Here is a 22,684-nt window from a genome sequence, read left to right as displayed (position 1 = left end):
TTATGAGTAACGGTTTAGATCAAGATAATATCACACCTACCGAGAAACCTTCGGGCAAGGAAGAAGAAGTTAAAAGGGATTTTAAGGGTTTGCTAGGCAGTACCAAGTCTTTTTTGAACGACCTGCTCGATATTCGGCCCAATACCGATCAGGAGGCAACCAGGGAGGCTATTATTGCCGACATTCCGTTTAAGGGACATACCTCTTGGATATTGATCTGTTCCATTTTTATTGCGTCAGTCGGATTGAACGCCAACTCGACCGCAGTGGTGATCGGAGCAATGTTAATTTCACCGCTTATGGGGCCTATTCTGGGCGTCGGTTTATCGTTGGCAATCAACGACATCGATACCCTGCGGCGTTCTTTGAAGAACTTCGCGGTCATGGTGGTTTTAAGTATACTCACCGCCTATCTGTTCTTCCTTTTGTTCCCGCTACGGGAAGAGTCTTCGGAACTATTGGCGCGGACCGCTCCCGATATTCGGGATGTGTTGATCGCCTTTTTTGGTGGACTCGCATTGGTTATCGCTCGGGCAAAAAAGGGAACCATTGCATCGGTAATTTTTGGGGTAGCCATTGCTACCGCATTGATGCCGCCCCTGTGTACCGTTGGTTTTGGCTTGGCCTTGGGCAATTGGGAATACGCCTGGGGTGCGATGTACCTTTTTACGATCAACACCATTTTCATTGCGTTGGCGACCTTTTTGGTCATAAAAATCCTGAGGTTTCCGATGGTTCGCTACGCGAACTCCCGCAAACGAAGAAACATCGCCCGGATTGCTTCTTTTGTCGCCCTGTTGATAATGGTCCCTGCTGGGTGGACCTTTTACAACGTGTTTCAGGAATCGATTTTCAGGAAACAAGCCAATGACTTTGTCGCACAAACCATTGGTAAGTACCAATTTTCAGGGGAAGGCCGCTACTTGGAAGATTTTACCGACATCGAATACAACCAAGGCAAGAACCCGATCATTGAAGTGGTTTGTATGGGGAACGAGACCATCCCCGCTACGGTTATCGCGACTTGGAACAAACAAAAGAACGAGGACTTTCCCAGACTAAAGGATGCCGATTTCCAAGTAGTACAAGGGGGAAGGAATGAAGAGTTGGATCAGTTCAAATACGCGACCGAGTTGTACGAATCCCAAAAAAGCATTTTGGTCGGGAAAGATGAGAAGATACAGCTGTTGGAGTCGGAGTTGAACCGATTGAAACGTTTGGAGGCCAAACAAATTCCGTTTTTGGACATTAGTTCGGAGGCGAAGGCCAACTATGCGAATCTAGTCTCCCTAGGATATGACAATGCCGTGAGGACCGATTTCAAGAAGGTCGATACCATCGCTATTTTTGAGGTGCGATGGAAAAGGGGTCTTACCGAACGTCAGATGACCAACGACAACAAGAAAATACTGGAATGGCTCAAGGTCCGATTAAAAGACACGACCGTTCAACTTCGCAGTGTGATGGAATAGGAAGCCCGATCGATAGATAAGAAATCAATTCCGTTCCTCGATGTACATCTGTCGCACCTTTTTGAAGAGGTCCGATGAGTATACAAAACTGGTGACGGCCTCGTTGTCGGTCTTAAAGATTTCGTGTTTGGTTCCCTCCCATTCCTTAAAGCCATTTTTGAGGAAGAGAATCTTCTCACCTATTTGCATTACCGAGTTCATATCATGGGTATTGATGACCGTTACGATATCATATTCCTCGGTAATCTCCTTGATCAAATCATCGATCACGATAGCCGTTTTGGGATCGAGCCCAGAGTTAGGTTCGTCACAAAAGAGGTATTTTGGGTTCATGACAATGGCTCGGGCGATGGCGACCCGTTTTTGCATTCCCCCTGAAATTTCAGAGGGGAATTTATGATGCGCATCGATCAAGTTGACGCGTTTTAGTACATCATCGACCCGATGTTCCATTTCGGATTTTGACTGTTTGGTAAACATCTCGAGCGGAAATTGGACATTGCCGGCAACCGTCATACTGTCAAAAAGGGCACTACCTTGAAATACCATTCCCATTTCTTGCCGTAGATTTCTTTTTTCATCGTCCGACAGTTTGGAATATATCTTTCCATCATAGCTGATATATCCCTTTTCCGGTGTGAACAGCCCCAATAGGCATTTTAGGAAAACGGTCTTTCCCGAACCGCTTTGACCAATGACCAAATTGGTCTTCCCTTTTTCGAAGGTTGCGGTAATGCCCTTTAGTACGTGGGAATCCCCAAAAGATTTGTGTATGTCGTTTACTTCGATCATCAGCCCAGTAAAAGTTGTGTTAGAATGTAATTCAAGATAATGATGACCACGCTCGTCCAAACGAAAGAGGTCGTACTTGCCTTACCAACCTCCAAGGCACCGCCTTTCATGTAAAACCCGTGAAACGAAGGAACGGTGGCAATGATCATTGCAAAAATCAAAGTTTTGATAAAGGCATAGGCAATATGAAATGGGATAAAGTCGAGGGTGAGTCCGGTTATGAAATCGGCACTGGTCAAAAAGCCTCCAAAAACTCCGGCGAGCCACCCTCCAAAAATACCAACGTACATAGATATGGCGATTGCGAAGGGATAAAACAGCATGGCTATAATCTTTGGAAATACAAGATAGTTAAGGGCGTTTACCCCCATAACCTCCAAGGCATCTATCTGTTCGGTCACTCGCATGGTACCGATGCTAGAGGTAATATAGGAGCCTACCTTACCGGCCATAATAATCGAAACAAAAGTTGGGGCAAATTCCAAAATGACCGACTGCCGGGTGGCAAATCCGATCAAGTTTTTTGGAATCAACGGATTGCTAAGGTTCAATGCCGTCTGTATGGTGACCACCGCGCCGATAAAGAATGATATGAAAATGATAATACCTAAAGAACTGTACACCAGCTCGTCTATCTCCTTTAGAATCAAGGTCTTCATGATTCGCCATTTGGTTGGCTTTTTGAAGACCTCACGTAGCATTAAAAAGTAACTGCCAATCTGAGAGAGGTGAATCATGCAATAAAATTAGACTTCTTGCCGTAAAAATAACAATAAAGGCTATCATTTAACCTCCATTTAAAATAATCAGGTTGAATTTATTTATTTTTGCCACATCAATAAACCGAGAATGTCAAAGCATTTTATTTTTGTCCCTTTCTTACTTTTTCTATTAAGTTTTAGCCCGCAGGCATCGCTTGCCCAACGGAAGTCAAAAAGTAAGGCGAACGAAGCCACACCCACTGAGTTAAAGACCAGTCCCAAATTGGTCGTAGGCATCGTCGTAGATCAAATGCGGTACGACTACCTCACCCGTTTTTGGGACCATTATGGGAATGGGGGCTTCAAGCGTTTGGTGAATGAAGGATTTAATTGTAAGAACAATCACTTTAACTATGCACCGACCAGTACAGGACCGGGACATGCTTCCGTTTATACCGGAACAACGCCCGCTACCCATGGGATTATAGGAAATGATTGGTACGATAAGGTGTCGGAAACCGAAGTATATTGTGCTTCGGATACCACCTATATGTCGGTCGGAACCAGTTCGGATGCGGGGAAAATGTCGCCCCACCGGATGGTGGTGAGTACCATCACCGACGAATTACGGCTTCACACACAAATGCGGGGAAAAACCATCGCCATCGCCCTTAAAGATAGGGGCGCAGTCCTGCCCGGTGGCCATACCGCCAATGCGGCCTACTGGTTTAATGGCGATGATGAGGGCAAATGGATCAGTAGTAGCTATTATGGACCCACCCTGCCAAAATGGGTCGATGATTTTAACGCGTCCGGTATCATCAAGAGCTACAAAAAACCATGGACTACACTTAAGGATATATCCGCCTATATCGAAAGCGGACCCGATGATAATCCGTACGAGGGGTTGTTTGAAACCGAATCGACTCCTACGTTTCCCCATAGTACGCCCAACCTATTAAATAAAAATGCAGATTTCGAAATATTGAAATATACACCCTACGGTAACAGCATTACGACCGATTTTGCATTGGCCGCTTTGGAGGGAGAGCAGTTGGGTGCCGATGGGATGACCGATTTTTTGGCTGTCAGCTTTTCTAGCACCGACTACGTCGGACATAAGTTCGGAGTGAATTCCAAGGAAATACAGGATACCTACCTGCGATTAGATCTGGATTTGGAGCGATTCCTCAAGGCCCTCGACAAAAAGGTGGGGAAAGGTGATTACACTGTTTTTCTCACGGCCGATCATGGGGCCATTGAAGTGCCCGCTTATCTAAAGGCACAGCGAATACCTGCCGGATATATGAAATGGGATAGTATAAGGACGCAATTAGTGCCTTTTTTACAGTTTAATTTTGGTACAAGGGAAATTGTCAAGAACTTCTCAAACTATCAATTTTTTTTAAATCATAAAATCATCAAAAACCTTGATTTAGATCCTGCGGACGTACAGCGGACCATTGCCAATGAATTACTACGGTATCCTGCTATTGATCGGGTGTATACTGCGCAGCAGATGAAAGACAATTTCTATACCAATGGCATCCCCTACATCCTTCAAAACGGATACAATCAAAAACGATCCGGGGATATTCTTATCGTTCTAGCACCAGGAACCACGAGTTATTCGATGACCGGTTCGACCCATGGCTCCCCCCAGATTTACGATACTCATGTGCCGCTGCTGTTCTATGGAAAAGGGATTAAAAATGGAAGCACCGCAGAACGAACCGAAATCCCCGATATAGCACCAACCTTAGCAGTGTTGTTAGGAATATCCTTTCCAAGTGGAACTACCGGCTCACCGATTGCAGAGGTACTGAAATACTGATTAAAAATGAACGACCAACCCATAGGGCTTTTTGATTCCGGAGTCGGAGGCACCTCCATCTGGAAAGAAATCAACAAACTGCTTCCTCACGAGAACACCGTTTATTTGGCCGACAGCATCAATGCACCTTATGGAACAAAGTCCCCTGAACAAATTGTCGCCCTAAGTGTCAAGAACACCGAATTACTTTTGGAGAAGGGCTGCAAACTGGTAATAGTAGCCTGCAATACTGCCACTACAAATGCCATCGATTATTTACGAAAGGCCTATCCTGTGCCGTTTATTGGCATTGAACCTGCCATAAAACCGGCCGCGCTGCTTTCCAAATCCAAAAGCGTGGGAATTTTGGCTACCAAGGGAACCCTTAGCAGCAGGCTATTTCACAGTACCGCGGAGAATCATGCCCATGGCATCACGGTTGTAGAGCAAGAAGGTGCCGGACTCGTTCCCCTAATCGAGGCCGGGAAGGTAAATTCCCTGGAGACCGAAGAACTTTTGGTACGGTATCTAGAACCCATGCTTGAAGCTGGAATCGATTTTCTGGTCTTGGGTTGTACGCATTACCCATATCTGATACCAATTCTAAAAAAGCTGTTGCCGGCAGATGTGAAGATTATCGATTCAGGTGAAGCAGTGGCACGCCAGACCAAAGCCGTTTTGGAACGAAATGATTTATTGAACCACTCGGAAGTATCGGCCAACGGGATTTTTTATACCAATGCTGACGTAGCCGTACTGACTGGTTTTTTGGTGGATACCGATACCCGAGTAGAAGTCTCCTATTTGGATTTTTGATTTTGACAAAAATTTCTCGGTGACCTTTTTTTCTTCGTGCAGAGTCGTGAGACATCCTTAAGGGGTAAGTCAGCAACTCTAACATAAAATGATAACTAATTTAAGAAACGCTACTTGCGCTCGTAGATCATCAATGTAAAGTCATATGCATGCCGTTCATCTTTTGGATGAAATTTTTCGCTTTTCAACTCCCAGACAGTCCCGTCGATTTCCGGGAAAAAAGTATCTGCCTCCTCAAAGTGTGCGTGTACCCTTGTGAGTTCGATGGTATGTGCGAACGGCTCTCCCTGTTTGTAAATTTCACCTCCGCCGATAATAAATGCCAACCCCTCGTTTTTAACAGAATGTATAGCCTCTTCCACTGAATGTACCACGCTACAATTTTCAAAATCTACTATGTAGTCCTTATCCCGGGTAATTATGATATGCTTTCTATTAGGTAAGGGTCTGGGAAAGCTTTCGAAGGTCTTTCGGCCCATGATAATGGGATGGCCGGTGGTGCGATTCTTGAAGTATTTGAAATCATCGGGCAGGTGCCAGATCAAATCGTTGTCTTTCCCCAATGCATTGTTTTCTGCCGCGGCGGCTATCATCGTAATTTTGGTCACGGCTCTTTTTTTTTATTGACGTTTGACAACGGAAAATCGGTTTCGATTTCCTTTTGTAATTCCGCGATTCGCTGTCGCTGTTTGGCGACCAACTTTTCCCGTTGGCTACGTTCCCAATCCCTTCCCATGAATTTTTGGCTAACGAAGACGTTGAAGGCATGTATGACAAACAAAAACGCCCAAAACGTAATGGCCCAGATAAACCAATCGTAGGTGGCCCCGTACTTCAGAATTTTATTCACCAAGATTAAAAACACGCTACCGATTAAAAAAATCACAAAGTGGGTGTATAATCTTTTTTTCTGTTTGATACGGGCGTGGGCTTGCTCCAGTAGCTCATGCTGCTCTAAGTCCAGCTCCTTGGTATTTTTATTTTTGGAGAACATCGCGATGAAGTATCTTTAACAACAAAGATACGGCGAATTACCAATTCGCCATTTTATGGCCTATGGAAAAAATGCGTAAACAGTTCCCCGTTTTAAGTCAATGTATCTATGCGAACACCGCCGCATCCGGATTACTCTATGATGGGCTTTTGGAGTGGCGTCAGGAACACGATCTTGATTTTCTGATCGGGGGGAGTCGTATGAAGATGAAGGCGATGATCGAAGGGATTCCGGAGATTCGAAAACGGGTAGGTCATTTTTTCAATTGCAAGGTGGAAAACGTCGCTTTGGTGCCCAACTTTTCTTTGGGGCTCAATATGCTATTGGATGGGTTGGATAGCAAACATAGGATCTTATTGATCGAAAGTGATTACCCATCGGTCAATTGGCCTTTTGAAGATCGTGGATTTCAAGTGTCCTATGCCAAATTGGATGCCGACTTGGAAGCGAATATTCTAGAGAAAGTGAAATCGGACGATATCAGCGTTCTGGCCTTGAGTATCGTACAATGGGTCAATGGCATTCAAATCGATATGGACTTCCTGGCTACTCTAAAAAAGGAATTTCCGAATCTGTTGATCATCGCCGACGGCACCCAATTTTGTGGTATGACCGATTTCGATTTTGAGGCCTCCCCCTTGGATATTATGGGGACAAGTGCCTATAAATGGTTGTTGGCCGGTTACGGAAACGGATTCATGTTCTTTAAGGACGGCGTCGAAGACCGAATCGCGCTGCAATCTACCGGTTTCAATGCCGCCAATGGTAATGTCGATGGCAAAGACAACGTTCGTTTTGCAAAGCGTTTGGAGCCTGGTCATTTAGATACCCTTAATTTTGGAAGTTTGAAGTTTTCATTGGAGTTTCTAAATGGTATTGGCATGAAAACGATAGAACGACGGCTGGAGGTGCTGTCCAAGAAAGCCAAAACGGCGTTTACCGAACTCGGGCTATTGGAAGAATCGGTGGTCGGGAGATCATCACACAGTACCATTTTTAATATCAAGGGAGATGATGCATTATTTCAAAAATTCGTTGAAAACGACGTTGTATGCTCCCAACGTGGTGGTGGTATTCGACTTAGTTTTCACTTTTACAATACCGAAGCGGAAATCGACGCTATTGTAAGAATCTTAAAAACAGGATAGTATATCTTACATACTTAAGAAATAGACGGCGGGTTTTTTGTTGAACCAATTTAAAAGCACGGGGAATATTACCAAATTAATAAAACTGACTTAAATCATTGGATACTAGGAGATTTATACTTTAATTTTGCCCAAAATTTTAAAATTAGAAAACATGGCAATCGCTAAACAATATCTAAAGACAAAACCAGTATGCAAGGTAACTTTTACAGTTCCTGCCGAAGAAGCTAAAAAAGTAGCCGTTGTAGGCGACTTCAACAATTGGAATCCCAAAGGGAGCATGTTGAAAAAATTGAAAAATGGAAATTTCAAAGGTACCTTTGAATTGCCAAAAGAAGGTAGCTACGAGTTCAAATACATCATTGATGGAAATTACGTAAACGAAGCGGAAGCAGATCGTTACCAGTGGAACGATTACGCAGGTTCGGAAAACGCGGTTTTAGAACTTTAGTCCTTTTTGAACGGAAAATAAAGCCGGATAGTTTTTGACTATCCGGTTTTTTATTTTTCCACACTCACCCCTTTCCAAAAGGCAACCCTTCCCTTGATGCCTTTGGCCAATTCGCTTACCTCTGGATAAAACCAGGCGGCGTCTACGTTCTTTTTTCCATCAATTTCCAGGGTATAACGATGCAACCCCTTTCCAAGGGCAGGTGGTATGGGTAGTACTTTTTTTGAAATATTCTTTTTTGATGCTTTCCGGGGGGAAATAGTGGTTGTTCTCTACCACTACCGTGTCATCACTTTCTGCGACAATCGTATTGTTCCAAATTGCTTTCATTCCCTTTTTTTGAAGATATAATTTTTAAATTGATTCGCTTGGTCGGCGAATTGATGCGTTACTTGCAGTCCCGACTGCTCGGCCAACCAGGCAACGGTTGCATCATCATATTTTTGCGAAATCTCGGTATGGATGGTTTCCCAAGCTTCAAAATTGACATCTAAATCCAGTTTTTTAATTTCAACCGTTTGTCTTTTCTTGGAAACCAAATAGCTTTTTGCCGTTCCCGTTTCGGGATCGTAAACTTCCCAATGAAGAAAGGCATCGAGACGAAAGTTCGCTTCCAGTTCCCGGTTGATGCGTCTTAAGATATTCTTGTTGAATTCGGCTGTGATGCCTGCGGGGTCATTGTAGGCATCCAAGATAGTCTGCGGGTTTTTCTTCTGATCCAGCCCAACAAAGAAAAGGTCATCTTCTTGCATGAGATCCTGTACGTGTTTTAAGAAAACGATGGCCTGTTCATGCAATAGATTGCCGATATTGGAACCCAAAAACAAGATGACTTTTCGTGTGCCATCGTCCGTGTTGATACGTTCCAACGCCTCAAAGTAGGTCCCTTGTTGTGTTGCTACCTTTACTTCCGGTAGTTCCCTATGCAACGAACTTTCAAGCCCGTCAAGCACATTTTGGCTAATATCGATGGGTTCGTAGGTAAAGTCGATATTTTTTTCGGAAAGCTGTTTTAAAAGGATTTTGGTTTTTTTGCCATCGCCGGCACCTAGTTCGATTAGATTAAAGGGTTGGCCATCGGCGGCGAACCGTTCGGTAATTTCGGCTTTATGGGTTTCGAAAATTTCGAGCTCCGCGTCGGTCAAATAATATTCGGGCATATGCATAATGTCCTGAAAGAGCTTATCGCCGATTTCATCATAAAAGTATTTGGAGGGCAATCGTTTTGGGAATGCGTTGAGTCCGTCATGAACTTCCTCCTCGAATTGGGTCTCGAAAGTAGTCGCTGTTTCTTGCTGCATAACTATTCTGTCGTAAATAGGGGTGAAACTATACGTTTATCGGTGAAAGGGTAAAATTACGATTGTACCAATCGCAATCCGGTGAATTGCCATCGTAAATTGGGTTGAAAAAAGTTCCGATAGGTGGGGCGGCTATGTTTGATGGGGGTAGCCACGGAGCTACCCCGTAGTACCTTTTGATTCACCATAAACTTACCGTTGTATTCGCCCAAGGCCCCATCAGCTTTCCGATAATTGGGATAAGGCAGGTACGCACTTTCGGTCCATTCCCATCGGCTTCCCCAGTTGAAATACTGCTGGGCCGCTTCCCATTCGAATTCGGTTGGTAGTCGGCAACCCTTCCATTGGGCGAAGGCAAATGCCTCGAAATACGAGATATGGGTTACGGGTGCCGCGGATCTCACTGTTGTCAAACCTTGTAGGGTATAGTAATGCCATTCGCCTTCGATTTGGTGCCAATACAAAGGGGAGGTAATCCCCTGTTGTTGTACCCAATCCCACCCTTCGGCATGCCAAAGGTCGAATCGCCTATAACCATCCGCCTCGATAAAATCGATAAAGTCGTGATTGGTAGCCAATTTGTTGGATATCCTATAGGGGTGTAGATACACCTTGTGATGCCCAAGCTCATTGTCATAACAGAAGTCCGTTGACCTGTGACCGATTTCGTAGATCCCCTCTTCCATAGCAATCCAATCCTCGGAATGGGATTCGACGGGATACTCGTCATAACGATCCGAATAGTTTGGTAGTAACGGATTGTTCCCCAGAATATACTTGATATCTGTCAACAACAGTTCCTGGTGTTGCTTTTCGTGATGGATACCAATTTCCAGGACAGCGAGCAGTTCTTGGTCCTGGTTTTCCTCAAATAATCTTCTGATGGCATCCGTCACATAGCTTCGGTACTCATATACCTTCTGTACGGAGGGTCTGGAGAGGTTTCCACGGTCGGAACGAACCACACGTTTCCCTACGGTTTCATAGTAGCTGTTAAAAACAAAGGAAAAATCCTCGTTAAAGACTTGGTAGTCCTTCCCGTGTCGTCTCAGGATAAACTCCTCAAAAAACCAGGTCGTATGGCCCAGATGCCATTTTGGAGGGGAAACATCCACTATGGGCTGCACTACGTAGTCCTCAATTTCAAGGGGGGAGCAAATGTCTTCGCTGTGTTTTCGGGTTTCCACAAAGAAATCCAAAAGGGAATCGGTAAGTATCATAGCAATGCGTTCTTGCCATAAAGATACGAATAACCGTACAGTCCCTATTGACTTGAAAAGGTCAAAAAATGGTTAAAAAGGAAAACCAAATAGGTATTTTACCAATTTTAAACCGCCACCGCCGCTTTAATATGTGGATGCGGGTTGTAATCGACCAGGGTGAAGTCCTCAAACTTAAAGTTAAAAATATCCGTGACCTCGGGGTTGAGTAGCATTTTCGGCAAGGGTCTCGGTTCCCGACTCAGTTGTAGTTGCACCTGCTCCATATGGTTGTCGTAGATATGGGCATCCCCGAACGTATGGATAAAATCTCCCGGCTTGTAACCACAAACCTGGGCCATCATCATAGTGAACAAGGCGTAGGAGGCGATGTTAAAGGGTACCCCCAAAAAGACATCGGCACTACGTTGGTATAATTGACAGGACAACCTACCGTCTGCCACATAGAATTGAAAAAATGCATGGCAGGGCGGAAGCGCCGCTTTGCCGTTGGCGACATTCTGGGAAAATGATTGGGAGGTATCGGGCAGTACACTGGGGTTCCAAGCGGAGACCAACATCCGTCGGCTGTTCGGATTGGTTTTTAGGGTATGGACCACCTCCTTGATCTGATCGATCTCATCATCGTTCCAATTGCGCCATTGGTGGCCGTATACGGGGCCTAAATCCCCATTGTCATCGGCCCACTCGTTCCAAATACGTACCCCGTTTTCCTGCAAATAACGCACATTGGTATCGCCTTTCAGAAACCAAAGGAGTTCATGGACGATGGACTTCAAATGCAGCTTTTTGGTGGTGATCATGGGAAAGCCCTCGTTGAGGTCGAACCGCATCTGGTACCCAAAGACACTTTTGGTGCCGGTGCCGGTGCGATCGCCTTTTTGGTTTCCATTTTCCAAAATGTGGTGTAGTAAGTCGTGGTACTGCCGCATTGCTCTTTTTTTATGGTGGACTAAAGTAGAAAAATGTTGGGTGAAAAGATAAATTGGAAGGTCGATTTTATCAAAAGGTTATCAACCTAACCCTAGCTACCCCAAAATCATTCCGGCTATGGTCGCGGAAAGCAAGGAGGCCAACGACCCACCTAAAACGGCCCGCATTCCGAACTCGGATAAGGTCTTTCGCTGTCCGGGGGCCAAGGAGCCGATACCACCGATCTGGATACCGATAGAGGCAAAGTTGGCAAAGCCACAAAGCATATAGGTGGCCATAATAATCGATTTGTTATAGGTGAATCTAGGGGCACTTGCCATATCCTTCAATTCCGCCAATTGGATGTAGCCGACAAATTCACTGGCGCCCAACTTGATCCCTAAGAGTTGGCCCATCAACATGATGTCTTCCTTGGCGACCCCTATCAACCACATTAAGGGGGCGAAGAGGGTTCCTAAAATAGCTTCCAATGATAGTTTGTCGTAGCTAGAATTTTTGGCGATCCAACCATTGAGGCTGGTCCAATCCCCGATCCATTCAAAAATACCGTTCAACATCGCGATAAAGGCTACAAAAACCAGCAACATCGCCCCGACGTTCACGGCTAGTTTGAGCCCTTCGGTAGTTCCATTCGAAATGGCGTCCAATAAGTTCGTACCGATTTTTTCCTGGGAGACGCTCACCTCGGTGTTGATGGCTTCCGTCTGTGGATATAGGATTTTGGAAATCACGATGGCCCCCGGTGCCGCCATGACCGAGGCGGCGATCAAATGGCGGGCGAACTCCAACCGAAGCTGCTCATCGTTGCCCCCCAAAAAACCAATATAGGCGGCAAGTACCCCACCGGCCACGGTGGCCATTCCGCCGATCATGACCAGCATAATTTCCGATTTGTTCATTTTTTCCAAATACGCCTTGATCATCAAAGGTGCCTCTGTCTGTCCTAAAAAGATGTTCCCGGCCACCGACAGACTTTCCGCTCCGGAAATTCCGAGCGATTTGGTCAAGAGCCAGGCCAAACCCTGAACAATCCTTTGAATGATTCCTAAATAGAAAAGGACCGAGGTCAGGGCGGAAAAGAAAATGATGGTCGGCAGTATTTGAAAGGCAAAGATGTACCCGATGTTAGGATTTTCAAGATTGAGTAGATTTCCTAGAAGAAATTCACTTCCAGCGATGGTATAATTCAATATCGCATTGAACAACTTTCCCAAAAATGAAAAAATATCCCTGATAAACGGAACCTTTAGGATTCCAATTGCCAACAAAAGCTGAATCCCAAGCCCTATTCCGGCAGTCCTCCAGTTGATAGCCTTTCGTTTGGCGCTAAAGAGAAATGCGATCAGGACGAGTACCAACATTCCCAGCACCCCGCGGCCCAAGCTTTTGATTGAAAAACCCTGGTTCGGGACTGGATCTATTGCCGCGTCGGTCTGGATATCATTGATGGTAGCCGATTCCAAGGTTTCCCGAATGATTTCGGGGGCAAGGGTATCTTGTGAAAATAATGGGAGGATGGCAAAAAGAGCAAGCAACAATATCACTAGTCTGTTCTTCCTCATGCAGGGGTGGTATTGGTCGGTAGGTTAGTTTCGTTTGGAGATTTCATCCCGTAGTTTGGCGGCCTTTTCGTAGTCTTCATTCGCCACCGCCTTATCCAATTCCTTGTTGAGTTCCTCTATGGTCATTTCGGTGTAGCCCTCGGAAGTGCCGGAATCGATTTCAACGGTTTCCCCTTCCTGTAGAATCTCATCGACCATAATGCTTTCATCGCTCTCGTCCTTGTCCTTGTCCTTGGTAGAAAATTTCAAAAAGATGCCGGCCTTGTCCAAGATGGTCTTATACGTGAAAATCGGCGCATTGAAACGTAATGCCAATGCAATGGCATCGCTGGTTCTGGCATCGATGATTTCCTCTATCTTATCGCGCTCGCAGATGATGCTTGAATAGAAAACCCCATCTACCAATTTGTGGATAATTACTTGCTTCACTACAATATCGAAACGGTCGGCAAAGTTTTTAAAGAGGTCGTGGGTGAGGGGTCTGGGGGGTTTGATTTCCTTTTCCAAAGCAATGGCAATCGATTGTGCCTCAAACGCTCCGATTACGATTGGAAGTTTTCTATCGCCCTCTACTTCATTCAAAATCAAGGCATAGGCCCCGTTCTGCGTTTGGCTGTAGGATATCCCCTTTATTTTTAATCTTACTAAGCTCATATACCCGTTAAAAAGGAAGGCTGTTTAAATGCTTGGGCGTACCAGTATTTAAACAGCCCTTTAAGGGTTGCAAATTAACAAAAATTAAGCGTTTTGGGCCTTAAATTCCTTTAATTTTTCGGTAAGTTGGGGTACCACTTCAAAGGCATCTCCCACAATCCCATAATCAGCCGCTTTGAAAAACGGGGCCTCTGGGTCGGTATTGATCACTACCTTGGTCTTGGAGGCACTGACTCCGGCCAAGTGCTGTATTGCTCCGGAGATTCCGATTGCGATATACAGGTTGGTTGCCACGGGCTTTCCGGTTTGTCCCACGTGTTCACTATGGGAACGCCATCCCATATCGGAAACCGGTTTGGAACAGGCGGTCGCCGCTCCCAATACATCGGCCAATTCCTCGAGCATGCCCCAATTTTCGGGACCTTTTAATCCTCTACCACCGGATACTACGATATCGGCGTCGGCAATCGTCGCTTTTCCGACCACCTTGTCGACTTCGACGGATTTAGTGGTGAAATCGGCATCGTTCAATGAGGGAGTAAAGGCCTCCACAGCGGTATCGACCTTATTTTCGACGGTCCCGAAGGCATTCTTCGACACCCCGATAACTTTATGATCGGTGTTGAGTTGGGTGTGGGCGAATCCCTTGTTACTAAAAGCCATTCTTTTTACCGTAAGCGGATTGGTGTTTTCCGGGGCGGCCACCACATTGGGTGCATAGCCCGCACTTAATTTGGCGGCCACTATCGGTGCCAAAAATTTGGAATCGGCGCTAGAGCCGACTACTACTATGTGCGCTCCTTCTTGTTGCGCCGCCTGTTCGATTGCATGGGCATACGCCTTTGCATTAAATGGACTAAGACTATCGTCGGAAATATGCAAGACCTTGGCAACCCCATAAGTGCCCAAGCTTTCGGGATTGTCGGAGTTTATTGCAACGGCGGTCACCGTAGTACCCATCTGTTTGGCTACCTCATAGGCATAGGAGGCAACTTCAAAAGCCGTTTTTTTGAACTTTCCGTTTTCGGATTCGGTATATACTAGTACAGACATCTTGTTTTTTTAATGTTTGTTTTTCTAAATCTTTTTTGTCTAATAAATCCTCACTAGAGCACCTTTGCCTCGTTATGAAGCAAATCGACTAATTCGTCTACGGTATCGACCAACTTTACGGCACCTTTGGGGGCCGGCTTATCAAATTTGACATCCGTGGTCCCGTGGTTTGTCTCAACAGGCTCTACTACATTTAATTGTTTTTTTCGGGCCATCATGATACCACGCATGTTAGGAATGCGAAGGTCGCTTTCCTCGACCAATCCCTTTTGGCCACCGATTACTAGCGGCAAACTAGTGGCGATGGTTTCCTTTCCCCCATCGATTTCACGAACGGCGGTTGCGTTAGTGCCTTCTATCTGTAAATCGATACAGGTGTTCACAAAATTCATATCCAATAGCGTGGCGAGCATGCCCGGTACCATACCGCCGTTATAGTCGATAGACTCCCTACCGGCTATGATGAGGTCATAGTTCCCATTTTTTACGACCTCGGCCAATTGTTGGGCTACGAAAAAGCCGTCGGTGGGAAGAGCGTTTACACGAATGCCCTCATCGGCACCAATGGCCAGGGCTTTTCGCATGGTAGGTTCTACCGATGCCTCGCCTACGGTGGCAATATGTACGGTCGCACCCTGTTTTTCCTTGAACCACATAGCACGGGTCAGACCAAATTCGTCATTCGGATTGATAACGAATTGTACCCCATTCGTATCGAATTTGGTATCACCATCGGTAAAGTTGATTTTCGAGGTGGTATCGGGGACATTACTGATACAAACTAATATTTTCATTCAAATACGTTTTAGTCGTTTAATTTCTCGGGCTAAGATAGGGAATTTTAACCAATTTACTATGCATGCATAGTAAATTTTGTCTCTTTTTTTGATTCCATACTTCCCAAACTCAATGGATATTTTCCTATTTTTGCGTGCATTTTTAATCAAAGATACGTCACACACTTATGAAGACATTACAATTTAGGGAAGCGATTGCCGAAGCCATGTCCGAAGAAATGAGAAGGGATGAAACCATTTACTTAATGGGCGAGGAGGTTGCCGAATACAACGGAGCCTATAAAGCTTCCAAAGGAATGTTGGACGAGTTCGGCGACAAACGAGTCATCGACACGCCTATTTCGGAATTGGGTTTTGCTGGTGTCGGCGTGGGTTCTACGATGACCGGTAACCGTCCCATCATCGAATTTATGACGTTTAATTTTGCCTTGGTAGGTATCGATCAGATTATCAATAATGCGGCAAAAATCAGGCAAATGTCTGGCGGGCAGTTTCCCTGCCCTATCGTTTTCCGTGGCCCTACCGCCTCTGCGGGTCAATTGGCAGCGACCCATTCCCAAGCATTTGAGAGCTGGTATGCCAACTGTCCCGGTCTCAAAGTGGTAGTACCTTCAAATCCTGCCGATGCCAAGGGCTTGTTAAAATCCGCTATTCGCGATGATGACCCGGTTATTTTTATGGAATCCGAGCAGATGTACGGGGATAAGGGAGAAGTGCCCGAAGGGGAATACACCATTCCGCTGGGGGTAGCCGACATACGCAGGGAAGGCAGTGACGTGACCATCGTTTCCTTTGGAAAAATTATCAAGGAAGCCGATAAGGCTGCCGATGAGCTTGGGAAGGAAGGCATTAGTTGTGAGATTATCGACCTGCGTACCGTAAAGCCTCTAGATTATGATGCCGTGGTGAATTCCGTAAAAAAAACGAACCGTCTCGTGATCGTAGAGGAAGCGTGGCCTTTTGGAAACGTATCGACCGAAATCACCTATCACGTGCAGGAAAACGCCTTTGATTATCTGGACGCCCCCATTCAACGTATCAATACTGCGGATACTCCAGCCCCCTATTCCCCTGTGTTGTTGGAGGAGTGGCTTCCCAACCACGAGGACGTGATCAAAGCTGTTAATAAAGTGTTATATCGATAAAATAAACCTTTTTGTAAGGTACATTTGCTTCGCCGACCCACAGTAGGCGAAGTTTTTTTTTGGTACATTCTTTGATTGGAAGTGCCAGGAACCGAATGAACTACATGAAAAACCTTCTTTTACCACTTATCCTTCTATTTACCGTCAGTATCAGCGCACAGACCAAGGTGGGGGGTATGGTGGTCGATGAGTTCGACAACCCGGTTGCCTTCGCCAATGTGATCTTCAAAAATTCCTTCGAGGGTACCATTACGAACGACGATGGCCGTTTTTATATGGAATCGGATAAAACCCATGACGCCCTTCTCATTTCTTTCATAGGGTACGAAGATTTGGAAATTCCTTTGACCTCAAGGGTTACCTATAATATGAAGGTGGTACTCAAGGAATCGACCCAGCAGTTGAAAGAGGTAGTGGTCATATCCGGAAAACAGTCGAAGAAGAACAATCCTGCGGTAGAGATTTTGAAGAAAATCTGGGCGAAAAAAAGACAGAACGGCATTCGGAAGTTCAAACAATACGCTTATGATAAGTATGAAAAGGTCGAGTTCGATCTGAACACCATCGACAGTGCCTTGATGCAGCGCAAGATTTTTAAGGGACTCGAGTTCGTGTTTCAAGATTTGGATACTTCGCGCATTACGGGTAAAACGTATCTTCCTATTTTCCTCAATGAAACCTTTAGTAAGGTGCATGGCGATAATATCCTCAACGAGGAAAAGGAACAAATCCTTGGGAACAAGAATTCAGGTTTCGACAATAATCAGGCAATTATCGCCTTTGTCGACGACCTGTATCAGGACTACGATATCTACAACAACTACCTTAAATTTTTTGACAAGAGTTTTACGAGTCCGTTATCGCGTACCGGCATCGATACCTATAACTACGCGTTGCGCGATAGTGCCTATATCGATAATAAATGGTGCTATAATATAGTCTACTATCCACGCCGAAAAAACGAACTGACCTTCAAGGGCGATTTTTGGGTCAACGACTCTACCTTCGCTATCAAGAATATCAATTTGGAGGTCACCAAAAGTGCCAATATCAATTGGGTGAAGGAAATTTATATCGAGCAGGAGTTCGATGTGGTAAACGATTCCGTATTTCTATTGAAGCGCGATTACATGCTAAGTGACTTTAGTTTTCAGAAAAAGGAAAAATCCAGGGGTGTTTACGGAAAGCGCACAACGGTTTACAACAATTATGTTTTTGACGAGGAAAAACCGAAGGAATTCTATCGAAAAGACCGAAATCCGTTCGATCCATCGGTGATGAACCAAGATAGCGTTTTTTGGGCCCGAAATCGGCTTGAAGAATTAAATAAGGATGAAAAGGGCATTTACCAATTGCTCGATACGCTCAAAACGGTTCCCAAGTTTAAATCGTACTACAACTTGGTCAGTATTTTGGCTTCCGGATATGTGGAAATCGATAAATGGAATATGGATATCGGCAGCGTGTACGATGTTTTTGGCTTCAATGATGCCGAAGGCCCCAGAATCCGTTTGGGAGCCCGTACCTATTTTGGGGAAAACGATCCATGGCGTTTGGAAGGTTATATGGCTTACGGGTTCAGCGATAAAAAATTCAAACACGGTATTTCGGGTAAGTTTTTGTTGGACAAACAAAGTCGCTTGATCGTCTCCGGGGGCCACCGCAGGGATATCGAGCAGTTGGGGGTTAGCCTTACGGCGACCAACGATGTGTTGGGGAGAAGTATCGCATCTTCGGCAGTACTGACCGTAGGGGCCAACAACAGGCTTACCAATATTAATTTGAGCGCCTTTGGTTTGGAGATCGAACCGATTACCAATGTCCGTTTTCGATTGGGTTCTACCTTTCGAACACTGCGCTCCGCGCTCCCGGAGGACTTTAGTTTAGATTATATCGATCCCGATACCGACACTGTCGCTTCCGAAACAAAACAGCTCGATGTAAGTACCGTGGTCATTTACACCCCTGGAAAAAGAACCATCGGATACGGAGTGGAACGGCGGGATATCAACGACACCTACAGTACAATATTATTAAATTATACAAGAGGTATCGAGGGCCCGTGGGGAAGTGATTTCAATTACAATAAACTACAGTTTTCCTATAGCCAGCCGTGGCAGATAGGCGGTTTCGGACGTTTGTACAGCACCATTGAACTAGGCAAAACCTTCGGTGATGTACCGTTGAGCCTGTTGAATGTCATTCCGGGGAACCAGACGCTCTTCACCACTTATGGTACCTTTGCGAATATGGATTTCTATGAATTCGTTTCCGACACCTATGCGGCGGTCCACCTGGAGCACAACTTCAACGGAAGACTTTTCTCACGAATTCCATTACTGAGAAAGCTTAATCTAAGGGAAATAGTTGGTCTACGCGGGGTTTGGGGAGAATTGTCAGATAGTAACATTGCATTGAACGCCCCGACCAATATTCCGTTGATCTCCCCTGACGAGCGGATCTATTACGAATATTCGGTCGGAATCGGTAATATTTTCAAAATATTCCGGATCGATTTTAACTTTAGGGGCAACTATTTGGATCGTCCGAATGCACGACCGTTTGCAGTAACGGGTACGTTTGGGTTCAGCTTCTAAAAACCAATTTCATTTCCGCGAAGGGGAAAATGCTTATTTCCCCCTACACTATTAACAAAACACGGTTGAAAAATTAACCTTGGACAAAAGGCAATTTCGATGTTTTAAATTCGTTTCGTTGCATACACAAAAAGACTAATAAAAGATTCCGAAATGAGTAAAAAGAAGCAAGTAGTTTTTGATGTATTGATCGAAATCCCGAAAGGAAGCCGAAATAAGTACGAATACGATTTTACCTTGCATAAAATAAGGTTCGACAGAACGCTATTTTCGTCGATGATGTATCCTGGAGATTACGGATTCGTACCCGAGACCTTGGCCTTGGATCACGACCCGCTTGATGTGCTCGTTCTGGGCACCGAACCTACCTATCCCATGGTCGTGATGGAGGTGAAACCCATCGGGGTCTTTCATATGGCCGATGAAAAGGGCCCTGATGAAAAGCTCATCTGTGTGCCGGTCTCCGACCCGATATGGAATAAGAGAAACGATATCAGCGATATCAACCCACATCGATTGAAGGAAATCGAACATTTTTTTCAGGTCTATAAAGATTTGGAAAAGAAGAAGGTAGACGTCGGAGGCTGGGGAGATGCGAAAGAAGCAATTGAAATCTATCATAATTGTGTACAGCGCTACGAAGAAAGTGAACACAAAAAGAAACGCTCTTTTACCATCTAAAAAAGAGGTTGTTTTTAAGAGTCATTTCACCTGAAAAAACGGCTTTTTTTATTCTGTTCGTTTTTCTTACTTTAGCAGCCGTTAAAAAAAACTTAAAACAACTTAAACAACATGGAGTATATTGTTCAGTTTTTACCAGCATTTGGAATTCTAGCCCTGGTCTTTGTAGGCATTAAAAATGCATGGGTTGCCAAGCAAGAAGTCGGTGACGCCAAAATGGCCCGAATCGCGAAAAATATCGCCGACGGTGCCATGTCGTTCCTCAAATCCGAGTACAAGATATTGTCCATTTTTGTGGTGGCGGTAGCCATTCTATTATTCTTCAAGGGAAGTAACGAGGAAGGTTCCAACGGAATGGTGTCGGTATCGTTTATCGTTGGCGCGATTTGTTCCGCATTGGCCGGATTTATCGGTATGCGCGTCGCCACAAAGGCGAACGTTCGTACTACCCAAGCCGCTAGGACTTCCTTGGGAAAAGCCTTGGAAGTTGCTTTTGCGGGAGGTGCCGTAATGGGACTCGGAGTGGTCGGACTCGGGGTTTTGGGCCTAAGCGGATTATTTATGCTATACAGTGGTCAAGGATGGGAAATCGGTGAAGTGTTGAACGTATTGTCGGGATTTTCCTTGGGGGCTTCCTCTATTGCGCTGTTTGCCCGTGTTGGTGGAGGTATCTATACCAAAGCTGCCGACGTCGGTGCCGACTTGGTTGGGAAAGTGGAAGCCGGTATTCCTGAAGATCACCCGTTGAACCCGGCGACTATTGCGGATAACGTGGGGGATAACGTTGGGGATGTGGCCGGAATGGGGGCCGACCTTTTTGAATCCTATGTAGGTTCTATCATTGGTACCATGGTATTGGGTGCCGCTTTTACCCAAATTCCCGCTTTTACAGGAGCTTTTGATGGGCTTGGAGCGGTGTATCTTCCCTTGGTGCTGGCTGCTATCGGAATTATCATGTCGATTATCGGAACCTTCTTTGTAAAGGTAAAGGACGGTGGTAATCCACAGACTGCCCTTAATATAGGGGAATTCGGATCGGCTGCGCTTATGTTGGTAGCTTCATACTTCATTATCACCACCATGCTGCCGGAAAGCTGGATGTTTGGCGGTACCGAGTATAGCGCAATCGGTGTTTTCTTTGCGGTACTTGCAGGACTTGTCGCCGGATTGGCGGTTGGTAAGGTTACCGAATATTATACAGGGACAGGCACAAAACCCGTAACGGCGATTGTTCGGCAATCCGAAACGGGAGCGGCAACCAATATCATTGCAGGTCTCGGTGTCGGAATGATGTCGACTATGATTCCTATTATTTTAATTGCCATTGCGATTCTGGTATCCCATCATTTTGCAGGCTTATATGGAATTGCGATTGCGGCGGTAGGGATGTTGGCCAATACTGGCATCCAGTTGGCCGTAGATGCCTACGGACCCATTTCCGATAACGCGGGGGGCATCGCCGAAATGGCCGAATTGCCAAGTGAGGTTCGTGAGCGTACCGATAAATTGGATGCGGTCGGGAACACAACGGCCGCCATTGGAAAAGGATTCGCGATCGCTTCTGCGGCCTTGACCGCTTTGGCATTGTTCGCTGCCTTTATGCAAACCGCCAATGTTACCGCAATCGATGTTTCCAAACCCACGGTGATGGCAGGTCTGTTGGTCGGGGGAATGCTCCCCTTTGTATTTTCGGCACTGTCGATGAACGCCGTTGGTCGCGCTGCTATGGCCATGATCGAGGAGGTACGGCGACAGTTTAGGGATATCCCACAATTGAAAGCGGCTTTGGAGGTCATGCGTGACCTTGATTCCGACATGTCCAAGGCAACTCCTGCTCAACGCGCTACCTTTGATGCAGCCGATGGCGTTGCCGAATACGATAAGTGTGTGGCGATTTCCACCACTGCCTCGATAAAGGAAATGGTACTTCCGGGTCTATTGGCCATTGCTGTTCCCGTTGCGGTCGGTTTCATTGGGGGGGCCGAAATGCTTGGTGGATTGTTGGCAGGGGTGACCACCTGTGGTGTATTGATGGCGATTTTCCAGTCCAACGCCGGTGGTGCCTGGGACAATGCGAAGAAGATGATCGAGGAGCAAGGTAGAAAAGGAACCGATGCGCATAAAGCAGCCGTTGTTGGTGATACGGTCGGTGATCCCTTTAAAGATACCTCGGGCCCTTCCCTGAACATCTTGTTGAAACTCATGTCGGTCGTAGCCCTGGTTATCGCACCGAGTATCGCTTTGAGCGTAACCGGTATGGCCGGTGACATCCATCAGGAGGAAAAAACGATCACCGTGACCATGGATACCACAAGTTCTGACTTGGCGGAAGCTACCATCGCATATACCAGTGTTGTAAACGGGGAAAAAGTAACCGAAGAAAAAACCTTTACAGGAACAAAGGCCGAAGTAAAAAAGCAAATCGAGGAATTCGAAACTGCTACTGTAAATACAAAAGGAACAGAGACGGAAGTTACCATCGAAAAGGGAGACATCCGGAAATAAGTTTTTGAGATACTACCCACTAAAAAAGGATGCAACGGTCAAGGTTGCA

At 45.6% G+C, this 22,684-nt stretch carries 20 protein-coding genes and 1 pseudogene; 9 read left to right on the top strand and 12 right to left on the bottom strand.

The features are described 5' to 3' along the window. Positions 1 to 2: 2 nt before the first annotated feature. Positions 3 to 1,472, top strand: coding sequence for a DUF389 domain-containing protein (locus tag FK220_RS16580; protein WP_152575460.1), 1,470 nt, complete (start codon positions 3 to 5; stop codon positions 1,470 to 1,472). A 24-nt stretch (positions 1,473 to 1,496) separates the two neighbouring features. Here the strand turns inward: FK220_RS16580 and FK220_RS16575 are convergent, their stop codons facing one another. Both FK220_RS16575 and FK220_RS16570 read right to left on the bottom strand, forming a co-directional pair. Then, complete coding sequence (locus tag FK220_RS16575) at positions 1,497 to 2,264, bottom strand: ABC transporter ATP-binding protein (protein WP_152575459.1); 768 nt, start codon at positions 2,262 to 2,264, stop codon at positions 1,497 to 1,499. Next, on the bottom strand, positions 2,264 to 3,001 hold the full coding sequence (locus tag FK220_RS16570) for an MlaE family ABC transporter permease (RefSeq protein WP_152575458.1): 738 nt from the start codon (positions 2,999 to 3,001) through the stop codon (positions 2,264 to 2,266). Before FK220_RS16570 ends, FK220_RS16575 begins: the two co-directional genes overlap by 1 nt. 112 nt (positions 3,002 to 3,113) lie before the next feature. Between FK220_RS16570 and pafA the strand changes: the two genes are divergently transcribed. After that, a complete protein-coding gene (gene pafA, locus FK220_RS16565) occupies positions 3,114 to 4,799 on the top strand; it encodes an alkaline phosphatase PafA (protein WP_152575457.1) in 1,686 nt (561 codons plus the stop codon). 6 nt (positions 4,800 to 4,805) lie between these two features. Continuing rightward, a complete protein-coding gene (gene murI / locus FK220_RS16560) occupies positions 4,806 to 5,594 on the top strand; it encodes a glutamate racemase (RefSeq protein WP_152575456.1) in 789 nt (262 codons plus the stop codon). Positions 5,595 to 5,704: 110 nt separating this feature from the next. Here murI and FK220_RS16555 read toward each other — a convergent pair whose 3' ends face one another. Next, positions 5,705 to 6,187 (bottom strand): dihydrofolate reductase, encoded by a 483-nt coding sequence (locus FK220_RS16555; protein WP_152575564.1) that lies wholly within the window; start codon positions 6,185 to 6,187, stop codon positions 5,705 to 5,707. Positions 6,188 to 6,198: 11 nt separating this feature from the next. Then, entirely contained in the window at positions 6,199 to 6,588 is a 390-nt protein-coding gene (locus FK220_RS16550) for a 2TM domain-containing protein (protein ID WP_152575455.1), read from the bottom strand. Between the two features lie 71 nt (positions 6,589 to 6,659). Between FK220_RS16550 and FK220_RS16545 the strand changes: the two genes are divergently transcribed. Together FK220_RS16545 and FK220_RS16540 are read left to right on the top strand one after the other, a co-directional pair. Further along, entirely contained in the window at positions 6,660 to 7,736 is a 1,077-nt protein-coding gene (locus FK220_RS16545; RefSeq protein ID WP_238719073.1) for an aminotransferase class V-fold PLP-dependent enzyme, read from the top strand. A 154-nt stretch (positions 7,737 to 7,890) separates the two neighbouring features. Continuing rightward, positions 7,891 to 8,187 carry an isoamylase early set domain-containing protein gene (locus FK220_RS16540; RefSeq protein ID WP_152575453.1) on the top strand — a complete coding sequence of 99 codons (297 nt, stop codon included), beginning with the start codon at positions 7,891 to 7,893 and terminating at the stop codon, positions 8,185 to 8,187. A gap of 50 nt (positions 8,188 to 8,237) precedes the next feature. Here the strand turns inward: FK220_RS16540 and FK220_RS16535 are convergent. The 8 genes and pseudogenes from FK220_RS16535 to FK220_RS16500 form a co-directional block, all read right to left on the bottom strand. Continuing rightward, a pseudogene (locus FK220_RS16535) lies at positions 8,238 to 8,517 on the bottom strand (DUF427 domain-containing protein). Beyond that, positions 8,514 to 9,488 carry an L-histidine N(alpha)-methyltransferase gene (gene egtD / locus FK220_RS16530; protein ID WP_152575452.1) on the bottom strand — a complete coding sequence of 325 codons (975 nt, stop codon included), beginning with the start codon at positions 9,486 to 9,488 and terminating at the stop codon, positions 8,514 to 8,516. Before egtD ends, FK220_RS16535 begins: the two are co-directional and overlap by 4 nt. A gap of 56 nt (positions 9,489 to 9,544) precedes the next feature. Beyond that, the gene (gene egtB, locus FK220_RS16525) at positions 9,545 to 10,708 is read right to left on the bottom strand and encodes an ergothioneine biosynthesis protein EgtB (RefSeq protein WP_152575451.1); all 1,164 of its coding nucleotides are present in this window, start codon (positions 10,706 to 10,708) and stop codon (positions 9,545 to 9,547) included. 107 nt (positions 10,709 to 10,815) lie between these two features. Continuing rightward, a complete protein-coding gene (locus tag FK220_RS16520) occupies positions 10,816 to 11,640 on the bottom strand; it encodes a thymidylate synthase (RefSeq protein WP_152575450.1) in 825 nt (274 codons plus the stop codon). Positions 11,641 to 11,736: 96 nt separating this feature from the next. Further along, positions 11,737 to 13,203: a NupC/NupG family nucleoside CNT transporter gene (locus FK220_RS16515; RefSeq protein WP_152575449.1), complete on the bottom strand. Its 1,467-nt coding sequence runs from the start codon at positions 13,201 to 13,203 to the stop codon at positions 11,737 to 11,739. 24 nt (positions 13,204 to 13,227) lie between these two features. Further along, entirely contained in the window at positions 13,228 to 13,857 is a 630-nt protein-coding gene (locus tag FK220_RS16510; RefSeq protein WP_152575448.1) for a bifunctional nuclease family protein, read from the bottom strand. A gap of 84 nt (positions 13,858 to 13,941) precedes the next feature. Further along, a complete protein-coding gene (locus tag FK220_RS16505) occupies positions 13,942 to 14,910 on the bottom strand; it encodes an electron transfer flavoprotein subunit alpha/FixB family protein (protein ID WP_152575447.1) in 969 nt (322 codons plus the stop codon). A 53-nt stretch (positions 14,911 to 14,963) separates the two neighbouring features. Continuing rightward, positions 14,964 to 15,704: an electron transfer flavoprotein subunit beta/FixA family protein gene (locus tag FK220_RS16500; RefSeq protein ID WP_152575446.1), complete on the bottom strand. Its 741-nt coding sequence runs from the start codon at positions 15,702 to 15,704 to the stop codon at positions 14,964 to 14,966. A gap of 170 nt (positions 15,705 to 15,874) precedes the next feature. Here FK220_RS16500 and FK220_RS16495 point away from each other — a divergent pair, with 170 nt between their 5' ends. From FK220_RS16495 to FK220_RS16480, 4 genes are all read left to right on the top strand, one after another. Next, on the top strand, positions 15,875 to 16,852 hold the full coding sequence (locus FK220_RS16495) for a pyruvate dehydrogenase complex E1 component subunit beta (RefSeq protein ID WP_152575445.1): 978 nt from the start codon (positions 15,875 to 15,877) through the stop codon (positions 16,850 to 16,852). 104 nt (positions 16,853 to 16,956) lie between these two features. Continuing rightward, positions 16,957 to 19,449, top strand: coding sequence for a DUF5686 family protein (locus FK220_RS16490; RefSeq protein WP_152575444.1), 2,493 nt, complete (start codon positions 16,957 to 16,959; stop codon positions 19,447 to 19,449). A gap of 153 nt (positions 19,450 to 19,602) precedes the next feature. After that, on the top strand, positions 19,603 to 20,130 hold the full coding sequence (locus FK220_RS16485) for an inorganic diphosphatase (RefSeq protein WP_152575443.1): 528 nt from the start codon (positions 19,603 to 19,605) through the stop codon (positions 20,128 to 20,130). Positions 20,131 to 20,241: 111 nt separating this feature from the next. Next, positions 20,242 to 22,635, top strand: coding sequence for a sodium-translocating pyrophosphatase (locus tag FK220_RS16480; RefSeq protein WP_152575442.1), 2,394 nt, complete (start codon positions 20,242 to 20,244; stop codon positions 22,633 to 22,635). Positions 22,636 to 22,684: the final 49 nt, after the last annotated feature.

The organism is Pelagihabitans pacificus, from assembly GCF_009371985.2.
Classification (GTDB): Bacteria; Bacteroidota; Bacteroidia; order Flavobacteriales; family Flavobacteriaceae; genus Pelagihabitans; species Pelagihabitans pacificus.
The sequence above is the reverse complement of the archived record's forward strand: the minus strand, read 5'-3'. Positions and strand labels throughout refer to the sequence as shown.

Coding starts and splice junctions, on each gene's coding strand:
- FK220_RS16500 (WP_152575446.1), bottom strand. CDS start 15,704: ATGAAAATATTAGTTTGTATCAGTAATGTCCCCGATACCACCTCGAAA.
- FK220_RS16520 (WP_152575450.1), bottom strand. CDS start 11,640: ATGCGGCAGTACCACGACTTACTACACCACATTTTGGAAAATGGAAAC.
- FK220_RS16485 (WP_152575443.1), top strand. CDS start 19,603: ATGAGTAAAAAGAAGCAAGTAGTTTTTGATGTATTGATCGAAATCCCG.
- FK220_RS16550 (WP_152575455.1), bottom strand. CDS start 6,588: ATGTTCTCCAAAAATAAAAATACCAAGGAGCTGGACTTAGAGCAGCAT.
- FK220_RS16540 (WP_152575453.1), top strand. CDS start 7,891: ATGGCAATCGCTAAACAATATCTAAAGACAAAACCAGTATGCAAGGTA.
- murI (WP_152575456.1), top strand. CDS start 4,806: ATGAACGACCAACCCATAGGGCTTTTTGATTCCGGAGTCGGAGGCACC.
- FK220_RS16490 (WP_152575444.1), top strand. CDS start 16,957: ATGAAAAACCTTCTTTTACCACTTATCCTTCTATTTACCGTCAGTATC.
- FK220_RS16505 (WP_152575447.1), bottom strand. CDS start 14,910: ATGTCTGTACTAGTATATACCGAATCCGAAAACGGAAAGTTCAAAAAA.
- FK220_RS16480 (WP_152575442.1), top strand. CDS start 20,242: ATGGAGTATATTGTTCAGTTTTTACCAGCATTTGGAATTCTAGCCCTG.
- FK220_RS16510 (WP_152575448.1), bottom strand. CDS start 13,857: ATGAGCTTAGTAAGATTAAAAATAAAGGGGATATCCTACAGCCAAACG.
- FK220_RS16555 (WP_152575564.1), bottom strand. CDS start 6,187: ATGATAGCCGCCGCGGCAGAAAACAATGCATTGGGGAAAGACAACGAT.
- FK220_RS16545 (WP_238719073.1), top strand. CDS start 6,660: ATGCGTAAACAGTTCCCCGTTTTAAGTCAATGTATCTATGCGAACACC.
- egtB (WP_152575451.1), bottom strand. CDS start 10,708: ATGATACTTACCGATTCCCTTTTGGATTTCTTTGTGGAAACCCGAAAA.
- FK220_RS16495 (WP_152575445.1), top strand. CDS start 15,875: ATGAAGACATTACAATTTAGGGAAGCGATTGCCGAAGCCATGTCCGAA.
- FK220_RS16580 (WP_152575460.1), top strand. CDS start 3: ATGAGTAACGGTTTAGATCAAGATAATATCACACCTACCGAGAAACCT.
- egtD (WP_152575452.1), bottom strand. CDS start 9,488: ATGCAGCAAGAAACAGCGACTACTTTCGAGACCCAATTCGAGGAGGAA.
- FK220_RS16575 (WP_152575459.1), bottom strand. CDS start 2,264: ATGATCGAAGTAAACGACATACACAAATCTTTTGGGGATTCCCACGTA.
- FK220_RS16515 (WP_152575449.1), bottom strand. CDS start 13,203: ATGAGGAAGAACAGACTAGTGATATTGTTGCTTGCTCTTTTTGCCATC.
- FK220_RS16570 (WP_152575458.1), bottom strand. CDS start 3,001: ATGATTCACCTCTCTCAGATTGGCAGTTACTTTTTAATGCTACGTGAG.
- pafA (WP_152575457.1), top strand. CDS start 3,114: ATGTCAAAGCATTTTATTTTTGTCCCTTTCTTACTTTTTCTATTAAGT.